Below are 12,664 nucleotides of genomic sequence, written 5' to 3' on the forward strand. Positions count from 1 at the left end.
TTTCGCTGTGCTCAAGGCACAAAATCACCCTCCTATTTTTAAACGAATAACATAGACAATCATCTATGTCCTCATTATACTTTCCTCATAGATAATTGTCTATATGAGGATGCCATCACGTTAGCGCAACCTAAACAAAAGAAAAGCAGCCGACTTAAGCCAGCTGCCCGTTAACTTCCACTTAAAAATTCCATTCTTCGCCCTCATCCCATTACTTCATTACATTCAATCCGACATATGGCTGGCGCAACCAGTCTGAATTAGTTGCTGGATTATTGGTAGAGCATCAGTTATTGGAATAGCAAATCCCATTCCTTCAATATCTGATTGTTGAAACTTAGCAGAATTGATACCGATTACCTGTCCACGATAGTTGATTAAAGGTCCGCCACTATTACCAGGATTAATTGCTGCATCTGTTTGAATTAAGTTGAAACAGGACTCGCATTGTAAAAGCCGGTTAGTAGCAGACACGACTCCTGCAGTTACGGAACCTGCAAACTCTTCTCCACCTGGATTACCAATAACTACTACTGGTTCTCCTACTTGTAGTTTGGAGGAATCCCCAACGATTACTTCGGTTAAGTTGCTAGTACTGTTCACTTGGATTACTGCTAAATCCGAACGTTCATCAGCACCTATGACTTTAGCATAAACATTTTTTCCATTGGCAAAGCTAATCAACAGTCTTTGGGCCCCTTTGATTACGTGATTATTAGTTACAATATAACCATTATTAGCATCAATGATAAATCCTGAACCACTGCCTATTTCTATCAAGTTATTGCTTATTTCATTACTGAATTCATTGTTTCCCATTGCAGACTCACGGCTATTGACCGACTGGAAATTAGAAACAGTCACTACTGCTGGTCTAACATTTTTAGCTATATCCACGACCGGATAACAAGAAGTATCATAGGTGACATCAATTGACTTAGGTAACTGTTGCCCCAAGACAACCCCAGTGGTCGGTTTGGTTTGAGCCTTGTTAGTGTACACCGAAATAACGACTCCAGCTGATAAAAACCCGCCTATAAGTGAGCCAGTTAAACCCGTGGTAAATAAGGTTATCATACGAGCATGACGCCGCCCTAGAATGGCTTTGGGATAACCTCTGGAAATTCTATATTTATATCTATTATTGTTATCATTACTCATCTTTCCACCCCCTTCCTTGCATTTCCTGTTGACATGTATTTCCACACCATTCTTCAAATTCCTTCTAAGATCGTGGAAATAATCCCAAAAATACAAAAAGCCGGGCAATCACCGTTTTCTCCTGCCTCTTGACAGAAACATAGTATATAATAGAGAAAAAGCATTAAATTAATGCTATCAGGCTAATCGTTAAGAACAATGAGTACTTCAAACTCAAGAAGGAAATCAATTGAGGTAACCTCCAAAGGCCTAAACAACTTTGCAATGAAAGAAGATGTTTTAATGGAATTACTCGAGGCTATGGAAGCCAGACGAAGCATTCGAAAATTTAAATCTGAACACATCCCAGAAGCCTTCATTACCCAACTTATTGAAGCTGCCCGACTAGCTCCATCTGGTAGTAATCTACAACCGACGCGCTTTGTAGTGATTACGAGTGATGCCGTTCGTGCCCAATTGAGCCAAGCTACTCCTTTACCGTTTGTCAGTCAGGCACCAGTTGTTATCGTCTGCTGCGTGGACACTGAATCGCTTGGAGGCCTGAGTACCCGGGCACGAGAACTCAAAGAAGCTGGGGCCTTCGCCGATACCCCCCTCGATAAGATGGACCCAGATAGTTACGCTAAGCGCAGACCGATGGATCAAGCTACCGCCGAAGCCTATCTTCGCTTAAACGCTGCCATTGCTATTGATCACCTTACATTACGAGCTGTTGACCTGGGCCTAGGTACTTGTTGGATTATGATGTTCGACCAGGAGAAAGTAAAACAAATCCTTGATTTAGGCGAGAATTATAATGTTGTGGCCTTAATCCCCATCGGTTATCCTGACCAAAACCCCAAAGCTCGCCCTAGAATTGAGCTAAGTCAGATCTTACTTAAAGAGGTTTAAGCTAGTCGAAGTGGACAACTCGGGGAAAGAAGAAAGAGCAAGGAGCTACGCTAACGCTTCTTGCTCTTTTTGTTTCCTAAGTGTCCTAAAGATTTTTGAAAACAAAGGCCTTTATGTTAATTATTTAACTTTTTTCTTTTAAGCCCCATGCTAAAATTAGGTAAGACGAGTTAAATTATTACGTCCAATTACTTGAGACATAACTTAGCTCAGAGAGGAGAATAGAAGTACTTACAACGCTTTAGTAAAAAAGAACATACTCTACGAATAATTTTAAGGAGTGATTTTGACATGATTATAACTCAAGAAATTAAGGATACGATAGCAAAGGCTCCGTTCGTTCCCCTCACTACGGTTTCCGCCCAAGGTGAACCACATATGATCGTGGTGGGAAAAGTAGCGGAAATCAGAGATGAGGACATCCTGGGATTTGGTATTTATAAGATGGAGATTACCCAGCAGAACATCAAAGCCAACGGAATGATGCAGGTTGTCATTGCAACCATGGACGGTGGGCCCAAAGGCTTTAGGCTTTCAGGCAAAGCCTGCATAGAAGAAAAACTGGTTTTGTTTAAGGCTGAAAAAGTTGAGGTGCTCCTGTAGAAAATTGACAAAACAATAATAATCCCGCCAATATAGGCGGGATTATTATTGTTTTGGTTTTTTATAGTAGAGTTGGCCATTGTTTGATAGAATCTATTTATGGAACCATTGATCTCTTGTCCTTAAAGTAAAAAGTATGTAAAAAGCATGTAAAAATAATGGAGAAGGAGGAGAAAATATGAAACATTGTATCATCTGTCTCCAGGAATTAGATCTTTTTAAAGGGCTAGCCCAAAATCAAATCATGGACTTGTGTCATTGTACACAAAAAAAGAAGTTCTCTAAGGGACATTACCTGTTCCGTCAAGGAGAGAATACAAGCACCATCTGCCTCATTAAATCGGGAAAACTGAAACTTACCCAAACATCCGTGGATGGCCATGAAACAATTCTTGATATCTGTGGTCCCGGTGAAGTCCTAGGTGAGTTGTCCCTATATCAAGATCAACCCGAGCATTCAAGTGCTATCGCCATGGAAGAGGTTTGTATCTGCAGTTTCAGTAAACTACAATTTGAGGCGTTGATCAAACAAGACCCTACGTTTGCCATGAGGATTATTGGCTACCTGGGGCAAAAACGTTATGAAACTATGTTGAATTCAGGAAAAGAAACTGGACTGACGGTTAAAGAGCGATTATTACGACTTTTTTACCGGTTCGCCGAACAGTACGGACGAAAAACGTCAACCTCAACGCTGATCGATTTAAAAATTACCCAGCAAGAATTAGCTGATTTAATTGGTTGTTCACGTGTAATGGCCATCCAGGCACTTAAAGAGTTAAAAGCAGCAAACATAATTGATCGAGAAGAGAGATACTATGTCTTAAAAAATGACCCTTGCATCAGTACTCATACGTTTGATTAATAACTGCTTCCTAACATTTTTAGTGGCCTACATACTAAACCAATGCGGTTTCTAGACCCTAAATCGATAGCCCGCACCCCAAACTGTTTCTACATATTGAGGGTTAGATGGATCACTTTCAATTTTCTCACGCACTCTCGCGATGTGTACTGTAACTGTTGCGGAGTCTCCTAAGGCGTCTAACCCCCAGATACGTTCGAATAGTTCTTCTCGCCCGAACACTCTGTTAGGATTTTGCGCTAAGTACAAGAGTAAGCTAAATTCTTTCTGAGCCAGGCTTACTTCTTGACCAAGAACAAAGACTCTATGGGAGTCTTTTTCTATTTTTAGCCCCCGAATCGTCAATGCATTCCCCTTCTTAACACCCTGGCTAAAGCGATGCTTCATTCTTTCATAATTTTCTAAGTGGGCTTTAACTCGAGCGACCAGTTCGCCTGGACTAAATGGTTTCGTGATGTAATCGTCGGCCCCCAGACTTAACCCTTTAATTTTATCGATTTCTTCCTTTTTGGCCGATACTAAGAGAACCGGAATATCTTTATCCTCCTTCATACTCCGCAAAATTTCTAAACCATCGATCCCAGGGAGCATGATGTCCAAAATCAGTAGATCAACTTCATGTTCTTGAAGCTCTCTTAAGCCTTCCAATCCATTGGCGCATACTCTGACGTCGAAGTCAGCAACTTCGAGATAGTCTTTTTGTAATTCAGCAATACTGGAATCATCTTCAATAATTAGGATCTTTTTCTTCATTACTATCCTCCAGTATCAAGATTTACTTAACGAAATCATGATACTGGCACCCTCCTCCCCGTGACTAACCGCCCATACTCTTCCATTGTGACCTTCGATGATATGTTTTGCGATAGCCAGGCCTAAACCGCTTCCTTTGCTTCGAGCAGCGTCTGATCGGTAGAAGCGATCAAAAATGTAGGGCAAATCCTCTTCACTGATCCCTGAACCGTTGTCTCGCAGTTCAATGATCAGGCTGGCAGCAGTGTCTCTCAGCAAAATCTTTATTTCGCCTCGATCTTTACTCATGTATTTGCGAGAATTATCCAGGATATTCATAATCACTCGTTTCATTCTCTCTCGGTCTAACAAGACGTGTTGTTGTTTCTCACGCAACTCGCTATGAAATGAAATCTGAATTTGACTGTTTTCTAATTCTGGTTCACTCTCGAGTACACAGAGTTTAAGATATTCCTCGATGTCCGTTCTTTCGAAATCAAAGGGAATTTGGTTGAGATCGAGCTTAGCATAAAGCAGCAAATCGTCAATCATTTGGTCAACTTGGTGAGCCTTAAAAGATATCGTCTTTAAATAGCGCTCCCTTTTGTCAGGAGTATTGGCTATACCATCCAAGATACCTTCCACATACCCTTGAATTGAGGTCACAGGCGTCTTTAAATCATGAGAGATACTGGAAATAAGCATTTTGCGGTTGTCCTCATACTTTAATTGAGTATACACTGAGTCCTTTAACTTAATTCGCATGAGTTCAAGATCGCGACACAACGCTTGAATCTCTTGATCCCCTACCTCCACAATCGGGTGATCCAGATTTCCTCGACTAATTTCCGCCGCCGCACGTTGCAGATCCTGAAGCGGCGTGATAATACTTCGAGAAAATTGATACGAAACCACAATATTGCTGAGCATAAATGTTAGAACAAATGTAACACCTATCAATACGAGGAAACTTGTCAGATTCGCAACGGATCGATCCACAGGGGCAAGTAATAACACGCTCCCTTGGGAACTATCCTTAAACTTAAGATTGATCAGTTCCACAGTATAAGAAACATCGCCGATAACGACAAGTTCTCTTCCCCCCTGCAAGTTTCCTGCTTCTAAGCACTTAGCCACATCAATTTTACTGAAATTCCGGGAAGAGAAAATGACCTTGTCTTGCTTAAGCATCATGAGCTCTCCATTAATTTCTGCCAGCCGTTCCTGGAGATGCTTTTGAAAGCTTTCTTGCTCTACCACCTCAGGTGTGCGCTGCAAAATACTGGCTTCACTATTTATGAGCTCAAACTTAATTTTTGATAACTTCTGGTAGTTTTCGAACGATACATCATGAGTCGATAATTTACCGACAACAAAAAGAACAGCCAAAGCAATAAAAACAGTAACAATCATAGGAATGATTACTGTTGCAGCATTGGCTAAAATCAAGCGTTTTTTGAGGTTCATAATGTCACCTTAAAATTCCTTTTTATCGAATAGGTAAAAACCTGCTGTAAATAGCATTATACCCGATCCGAGCATGATCATAAATTGGCGCATAATTTTTCCTAGTGGAAAAGAGTTTACCAGAAATAGATTATACCAGTCAAGTTGCGTTGTCATGAATAGACTTGAATACTGAGAAAAGAGCACTCCCAGAACTTTAAAGACGATAAAGGCCAAAATGGATATGAAAAAGACGGATATTCCACTCTTAAAGAGATTGGCTAACAGGACAATTCCTAAAGCCAAAACAGCCATAGGCAGCAAACTAACAAGATAGGAAAACACTGTCCGGCCCAAAGAGTCCCAGGTTGCGGAATTTGTATTAAACATAAATCCAACCACCATCGAAAAGATGAGTAGTAATAGTAGCATAGCCAAGATAAATAGCACGATAGCCGTAATTTTGGCGGTAAAGATCTTAAATCGGCTTACTGGTCGAGTCAAGGTGATGCGCATACTGTTCTGAGAATACTCTCCTGAAAAACTATCTATCGTAACTAAGGCCGTAAAGAGCGGCAGGACGGTGTTGACCACCACCGATAATACGAGCATCGGAAATTCGACACTTCCCGCTCCTCGGAGTCCGAAGCCACTTCTCACTCCGACAATAGCCAGTTGCCCTATGACAATCACAGCCAGAGAAAGCAAAACCGCCACCAGGGCCTTTTTCTTTTTATAGAGCTTCTCGATTTCATTAACGAGCGCAGCTTGAAACACGGCCATTTCTCTCTACCTCACTTACAAAATAATTCTCCAAAGTCGCATAGTTGTTCAAGATAGTCTGAGTACTCTCAACATTGAGCATTTTTCCATTGTAGATCACCCCGATACGATTGCAGGTCAGCTCTACATCATGGATCAGATGACTAGAGATGAAAAAAGTGGTTTGTTCCTGCTCCGCCAAATGGTGGATCATCCTGCGAATATCGATCATTCCCTCGACATCGAGACCGTTCAGCGGTTCATCAAGAATGACGACCTGAGGTCGGGATAATATTGCTGCCGACAAACCTAGGCGCTGCTTCATCCCGAGAGAAAATTTTTTGGGCTTTTCATGCTTATACTTGCTCATACCTGTCAGCTCTAACACTTCTTCAATCCGTTGATGATCGACCTCAGGATAGTACCGAGCCAGCTGCTTCAGATTATCAAAGGCGCTAAGATAAGCGTAAGATTCTGCGATTTCGATAAGACAACCTACCTTTTCCATCGCTAACTCATACTCTTCCGTCACACTGTGTCCGAAGATTTTCACATCCCCACGATCTGGCCGGATGAGTCCTGTCATTATTTTCATGGCTGTGGTTTTTCCAGCTCCATTTGGACCCAGAAAACCAAAGATGTCTCCTCTAACTATATCAAGATTAATATCCTGAATACCTCGTCCATTTCCATAGGACTTGGTTAAATTTTCAATCTCAATAATTTTTTCCACGGCTTTTCCTCCCTAGTGAACACCTAATACAGCTGCCAGGAATTCTCCCGGCAGCTATCGCTCTCCCTTTTATATAAACTACTTAAACTACTCTAAATCTGGTCTAAAGGATGAATCTAGAATCAGATTCCCCCTGGACATACTGACCCCATTTAAATACACCTGTCCTGAATGACCATCAACGTAAATGCTTCGCTTACTGCCAGATTCTGTAGTGTATTCAAATTCCGAGGAATTTTTCTGATCTGACTTTTTAGCGTTAAATTTGAAATTGCGCTCGCTATTCGCATATTCTTCAAATCCTGGCTTATATACTTCATAATATTGTCCTGTAAGGGTCTGATTATCAAAATGTGAGATCTCCATAATCTGTTCTCCCACTTTAACAAACTTATCGTCCTTTTCGAGCAAAATGTCATTTTTAAATTTGCCAACAAACTTTTCAGGATTAGTAATTTCAGATCCGTACTCTCTTGCAGTGTCCTTAACAACTTTCTTCCCTGTAAGATCAGGTTTCCTAACCTTTGTGGCGTTAATGTCTGAAATTTTGAATAAAGCTTCAACCGATATCTCATGAACCGTTCCTTGCTCATCCTTACCAGACAGCACTGCAGATCCTAAGATGCTTTCCAGCACACCGTCTTTGTTAACTTTGGCGGTACCCTTAACTTCTTTAACAAAAACATCTTTGGTGAGATGGGGTAGATCATCTTGACGACCGTTGAATTCTTGCTTCATTTGAAATGAAGCCACTGCATTAACCAAGGATGGAATCTGCACCTCAGTTAGAGAGCCTACGAGCCCTTTACTGCCGTCTGAGTTCTCCGTGACGACTACATGATCTTTCAGACTGCCAACGACAGCGTCCGCTATTTTTTCTATGTCATCTGCCCCATCTTCCTTGAAGGGATTAGAAAAGGCTTCTTCCTTTCTTTCCTGGGGATACTCCGTCACATAGTAAGTAGGATCACTCTCGGAAACTCGGATATAGGTCGTCTTATCTGAGTAGGTTTGGGAACTGTCATTATCTCCGTTAATACGTTCTCGAGATGAAATGTTTTCTGACGCACTCTTACTTCTGTCGTACTTATGAATTTCGTTTATAGTCCCCAGCGTTGTCCCATTGTCCTTCATCGCAATAGAAAAATCCATTGTGAAACTGTCAAATTTGTCGCTGCTCTGCTCAGCAGTCACTTTAAGAGCATCCTTTAACTGGTCATACCCGCTTTTTGTGACAATGTCTGCTAGGGCAGTTGTCGCTAATAACAGAGTCCCCAGTGTAAAACTAACGAGCATTGCCGTTTTCTTTTTAACCTTCATTCATTCAACCCCTCAACTATATTTGTGGAAGCTTCCTAAGGATATTCTAACCTAATGGTCTTGATTTTCCCTAAACAGTTTATTAACAAAGTATAAACTGTTTTTCTTCTACTTAACACAAATATTTTGACTCATCCGTTCTGCAATCGCTTCCCCCAACCAGATTTCCGGTAGGAATCCTGCCTGCGCAACCACGCTGGTGTAAATAACAAGAAAAATGGTATATAATGAGGACAAAGCATAGGTTTAATCCTTCATTAGTCTGAATCTGCCATGGGTAGTTGAAGCGAAGATTTACACTTAATGCCACGAAGAAATTCAAATTAAATCATTGGTGGAGGGATTGATAGTTCATGAACCCAATAGATAAGTCGATTGTACAACCTGCGCTGGACAGTTTTCTAAACCGAGATGTATACCTCCACCTAGAGACGACCAATGGAGCCTATGCAGCCCATAACCGAGAGAGCAATATGACTGTAGGGGCGTATATTCGCAATGGTCGCATTTCTTATGGACGAGGGATCATCACAGGTGACGGTCCATATCGCGTCGGGCTCAAGATGGAACTCGGCTGGGTTTACGCCGAAGGACTAACTGATTTTGAGATGGAGCAAGAAGGCCAACTCTTACTCGCCGGTCATGATCAAGAGGGGCGACTGGCTGTAGCTCTGGAACTCAGTTTGCACCCATTTGAACTGTAAAGCCGTCGCCTGAACACCGCAACGGGGTTCAGACGTTGCCGTAAATTTTGATTAACGTGGGAGGAATAATTCTTGGAACGACACGTTCTTGTAGTTTTTCCCCATCCAGACGACGAAACGTTTGGCTGTGGTGGAACTATAGCACAATTTGCCAAATCGGGGGTTCCGGTCACTTATATCTGCGGTACTTTAGGCCAAATGGGGCGCAATATGGGAAAACCGTTTTTTGCCACCCGTGAGTCATTACCTAAAATTCGAGAAACAGAATTGGAGAAAGCTTGCCAGGCTATCGGCATCCAAAAGGTGATTAAACTTGGGTTACGCGATAAAACGATTGAGTTTGAAGATCCTGAACTATTGGCCGATAGAATTGAACAAATCCTGCGCGAGCTCAAGCCCTCCCTGGTCCTTACCCACTATCCCGGTTATGCAGTACATCCAGATCACAATGCTCTTGGCGATGTAACCATTCGTGCTATTTCTCGTCTTTCTGATCAGGAACGCCCGATAGTGCATGCTCACGCTTTTGCCCGTGACTGTCAGGATGTGCTCGGCCCACCAGATATCGTCAACGACATTTCTGACATGGCTGAAGTGAAGCTGGCTGCGATCCGGGCGCACAGGACTCAATCACAACTAGTTCTTGGGCGCCTTGCCAATGGACAGTTAAAAAAACCATCGTCGAAGGACTCTTATAGCCACATGCTCAGGCGTGAATCTTTTTGGACCTACCATTTCTAGTACGGCCACGCTAAGATTATCATAAAAGCCAGTAACCTCCCTTACATTTCTTAAAGGAGCGTTACTGGCTTATGTTATTCTCTTTGACATTCTATTAACATTTTTGCTAATCCCCAGGTTTTAAACCTTCATTTTTTTAATACTTTGTATTCGAAATCAGAATTGCTCTACCTTACCAGAGACAGTATAGTGAGGTTGTAGACGAACCTGGCATTCTTATCTTAGTCGTCAACACGATATAACCTAGGATTGGAGAAATGACTGTGCTAGCATCCCAAGTTGCCTTATTTCGTCCCCTAATTGATAAACCTGAAAAACGCCCTTCCGTTGCCCGCCAATTTGGCACTAATTGGTTCACCGTAGTTATGGGAATTGGCATTGTCGCTGCTCTGACTTATACATCGCCCATTCCTCTCCCTGGACAACACTTGATCGGCATGGCCTTCTTTCTTGTCGACAATGTTGTTTTGACCATTGCTCTTGGCTTGTGGTTGTGGCGATGGATACGCCACACTGACGAGGCACTAAAGGATTTTTCCGACCCGAGCAAGATCCTTTTTTACGGTGCCTTAGCGATGGGCATCAATGTGATTGGAAATGACTATCTTGTCATCGGTACGCACATGCTTACTCCGCCAACTGCTATCTTGATCAGTAAAGTCATCTGGCTTTGCGGAGTTGTAGTTGCTCTGTTTACTGTCGTTATTGTACCTTATTTACTCTTTGTCACCCACCAAGTTTCCGTTGAGGAAACCCATGCCAGTTGGCTAATTCCAGTTGTTCCCCCCATTGTAGCCGCAGCTACAGGTGCTAATCTTATCCCCTTTTGGAGTTCTTCTACTTATCAGTTTTCTTTTGCTATGCTCATTTTGGCAATGTTTGGCATGACTTTTTTCCTATTTATCATGATCAGCAGTTTATATTATTCTCGGCTTGTTTATCAAGGTAAGATTGCTGGGAGCTTAGCCCCGAGCGTTTGGATCGAAATCGGTCCTCTAGGGATGTCTATGACAATTTTTTGCACTCTTCCCCTTGTCACTCAACCCATTTTTGGTGCTTGGAACGCCGGATTTTATGCTCTAGGTATCCTCTTTGCTGTTTCGATGTGGGGAGTGGGCATCTGGTGGATCATGATCGCCAGTCTCTACTCTCTTGTGCATCTTCTGGACATAAAAAGTAAAATCCCCTACAACTTGGGCTGGTGGAGTTACGTCTTCCCGCTTGGCAGCTTTACAACTGGAACCTACGCCTTGAACCATCTATTAGGGCATTCGTTCTTTGCAATAGCTGGATTGATACAATTGATCGCTTTGTTAGGATTCTTTAGTCTTGTCTTAATCAAAACCCTCGTTGGCGTTTATAACGGATCTTTGCTGCGTTGGCGATCCCCTCATCTTCATCTTTTGATCCAACAAAAAGCCTGAAGATCTTCAATACCAAAGGGCTTTGAGAGCACATAATCTACTTAAAGAGAGCCGACTACTCCCAAAGAGTAATCGGCTCTTTAGTTATCCATTTTCCGGAGGTAAATTGTCCATTTAATTAGGTAAGTAGGTCATGTGAGAAGAGCTGTTCCGTGAAAACCTCCATTGCTTTGGACATTTCGTGATTCTTCGATCTTATTAAAGAAAATGAACGAGCAAGTCGCTTGCCTTTAATCGAAACCCTTGTCAATTCCTTCGCATTTAATTCTTTTCGAACAATCCAACATGAGACAAGTGCCATACCTAGACCGGCCACTACTGCCTGCTTTACAGCTTGACTACTTCCAAAGATGTAGGTCTTTTTAACGTTAATTCCCCAATCTGAAATAAGCTTATCACAGAATGACCGCGTTCCAGAACCGCTTTCTCTAAGAATCCACACTTGATCCTGGAGATGATCTGCAGTAACTATTGGAAGCCTAGCCAAGGGATGTTGGTTGGGAACCACTAAAATAATCTCATCCTCCATTAAAGGACGGATGTCAAGATCTAAATGGGTTACTTCCCCTTCCACAAGAGCAATGTCCAAGTGGTTGGCTCGAACTGCTTGAGTAATTTCCTCCGTATTATCGATTGACGCTTCTATGTTCACAGTCGGAAATTGAGCCGCAAATTCGGCCAATACAAAGGGTAAAATGTATTCTCCAAGTGTATAACTTGCGCCAACTTTCAGTGAGCCTGTAACCACATTTGTTAACTGGTCGATATCTTCTTTTGCTTTGTCATATAGAAGTAACATCTGCTTGGCATAGTCATAGAAGATTTCGCCCGATTGAGTAAGCTCCAAGTGTTTTGAAGAGCGATTCATGAGCTTCGAACCGAGTTCATTTTCTAAATTGCGAATTTGCAAGCTGACACTGGGTTGGGACAAATAGAGTTCTTCAGCGGCACGGGAGAAATTCTTATATTCAACGACAGTTACAAATATTTTCAAGGGATCGTTGATCATCTTTGATACCTCTATTCCAACGAATTGCTACCAGTTCAATTCACTTATCTGCTAATTCCACTATAATTGCTTCAGCGTCGCGGTGGCGTGAAACTATACTATACCATAACACACGACTAATCTTAAACCCGTACCTGGTTCTTATGTTTAGCTTATAATCTCTCACGGCATAACTAACACTAGCCGCCATTTCTATCACCATAATTTACCTCTATGGGTATAGTATCAAGAAATTGAACTCTATCCGTGAAAATTATATAGAGATTTTATGAA

At 42.0% G+C, this 12,664-nt stretch carries 13 protein-coding genes; 6 read left to right on the top strand and 7 right to left on the bottom strand.

Annotated elements, in window-relative coordinates; genetic code table 11:
• Positions 1–225: 225 nt before the first annotated feature.
• Positions 226–1,161, bottom strand: a complete 936-nt coding sequence (locus DOT_RS25370) for a trypsin-like peptidase domain-containing protein (RefSeq protein ID WP_009624463.1) — start codon at positions 1,159–1,161, stop codon at positions 226–228.
• A 264-nt stretch (positions 1,162–1,425) separates the two neighbouring features.
• Here DOT_RS25370 and DOT_RS25375 point away from each other — a divergent pair, with 264 nt between their 5' ends.
• From DOT_RS25375 to DOT_RS25385, 3 genes are all read left to right on the top strand, one after another.
• Entirely contained in the window at positions 1,426–2,052 is a 627-nt protein-coding gene (locus DOT_RS25375) for a nitroreductase family protein (RefSeq protein ID WP_009624464.1), read from the top strand.
• Between the two features lie 291 nt (positions 2,053–2,343).
• Positions 2,344–2,655, top strand: coding sequence for a pyridoxamine 5'-phosphate oxidase family protein (locus tag DOT_RS25380; protein ID WP_009624465.1), 312 nt, complete (start codon positions 2,344–2,346; stop codon positions 2,653–2,655).
• A gap of 178 nt (positions 2,656–2,833) precedes the next feature.
• A complete protein-coding gene (locus DOT_RS25385; RefSeq protein ID WP_009624466.1) occupies positions 2,834–3,520 on the top strand; it encodes a Crp/Fnr family transcriptional regulator in 687 nt (228 codons plus the stop codon).
• 51 nt (positions 3,521–3,571) lie between these two features.
• Here DOT_RS25385 and DOT_RS25390 read toward each other — a convergent pair whose 3' ends face one another.
• The 5 genes from DOT_RS25390 to DOT_RS25410 all read right to left on the bottom strand — a co-directional run bounded on the left by DOT_RS25390 (position 3,572) and on the right by DOT_RS25410 (position 8,513).
• Positions 3,572–4,273 carry a response regulator transcription factor gene (locus tag DOT_RS25390; protein ID WP_009624467.1) on the bottom strand — a complete coding sequence of 234 codons (702 nt, stop codon included), beginning with the start codon at positions 4,271–4,273 and terminating at the stop codon, positions 3,572–3,574.
• Between the two features lie 15 nt (positions 4,274–4,288).
• Entirely contained in the window at positions 4,289–5,719 is a 1,431-nt protein-coding gene (locus DOT_RS25395) for a HAMP domain-containing sensor histidine kinase (protein WP_009624468.1), read from the bottom strand.
• A 9-nt stretch (positions 5,720–5,728) separates the two neighbouring features.
• Positions 5,729–6,481 (bottom strand): ABC transporter permease, encoded by a 753-nt coding sequence (locus DOT_RS25400; protein ID WP_009624469.1) that lies wholly within the window; start codon positions 6,479–6,481, stop codon positions 5,729–5,731.
• Positions 6,453–7,193 carry an ATP-binding cassette domain-containing protein gene (locus DOT_RS25405; RefSeq protein ID WP_009624470.1) on the bottom strand — a complete coding sequence of 247 codons (741 nt, stop codon included), beginning with the start codon at positions 7,191–7,193 and terminating at the stop codon, positions 6,453–6,455. The genes DOT_RS25400 and DOT_RS25405 overlap by 29 nt, the downstream gene beginning before the upstream one ends.
• 87 nt (positions 7,194–7,280) lie before the next feature.
• A complete protein-coding gene (locus DOT_RS25410) occupies positions 7,281–8,513 on the bottom strand; it encodes a hypothetical protein (RefSeq protein WP_009624471.1) in 1,233 nt (410 codons plus the stop codon).
• A gap of 353 nt (positions 8,514–8,866) precedes the next feature.
• On the opposite strand from DOT_RS25410, the gene DOT_RS25415 reads away from it, so the two are divergent.
• From DOT_RS25415 to DOT_RS25425, 3 genes are all read left to right on the top strand, one after another.
• Entirely contained in the window at positions 8,867–9,217 is a 351-nt protein-coding gene (locus DOT_RS25415) for a DUF1806 family protein (protein WP_009624473.1), read from the top strand.
• Positions 9,218–9,289: 72 nt separating this feature from the next.
• Complete coding sequence (gene bshB2, locus DOT_RS25420) at positions 9,290–9,958, top strand: bacillithiol biosynthesis deacetylase BshB2 (protein WP_009624474.1); 669 nt, start codon at positions 9,290–9,292, stop codon at positions 9,956–9,958.
• 263 nt (positions 9,959–10,221) lie between these two features.
• Entirely contained in the window at positions 10,222–11,382 is a 1,161-nt protein-coding gene (locus DOT_RS25425; protein ID WP_202798726.1) for a C4-dicarboxylate ABC transporter, read from the top strand.
• A 118-nt stretch (positions 11,383–11,500) separates the two neighbouring features.
• On the opposite strand, the gene DOT_RS25430 is transcribed toward DOT_RS25425, so the two are convergent.
• Positions 11,501–12,391, bottom strand: a complete 891-nt coding sequence (locus tag DOT_RS25430) for a LysR family transcriptional regulator (RefSeq protein WP_009624476.1) — start codon at positions 12,389–12,391, stop codon at positions 11,501–11,503.
• Positions 12,392–12,664: the final 273 nt, after the last annotated feature.

The sequence above is a fragment of the Desulfosporosinus sp. OT genome, from assembly GCF_000224515.1.
Lineage (GTDB): Bacteria > Bacillota > Desulfitobacteriia > Desulfitobacteriales > Desulfitobacteriaceae > Desulfosporosinus.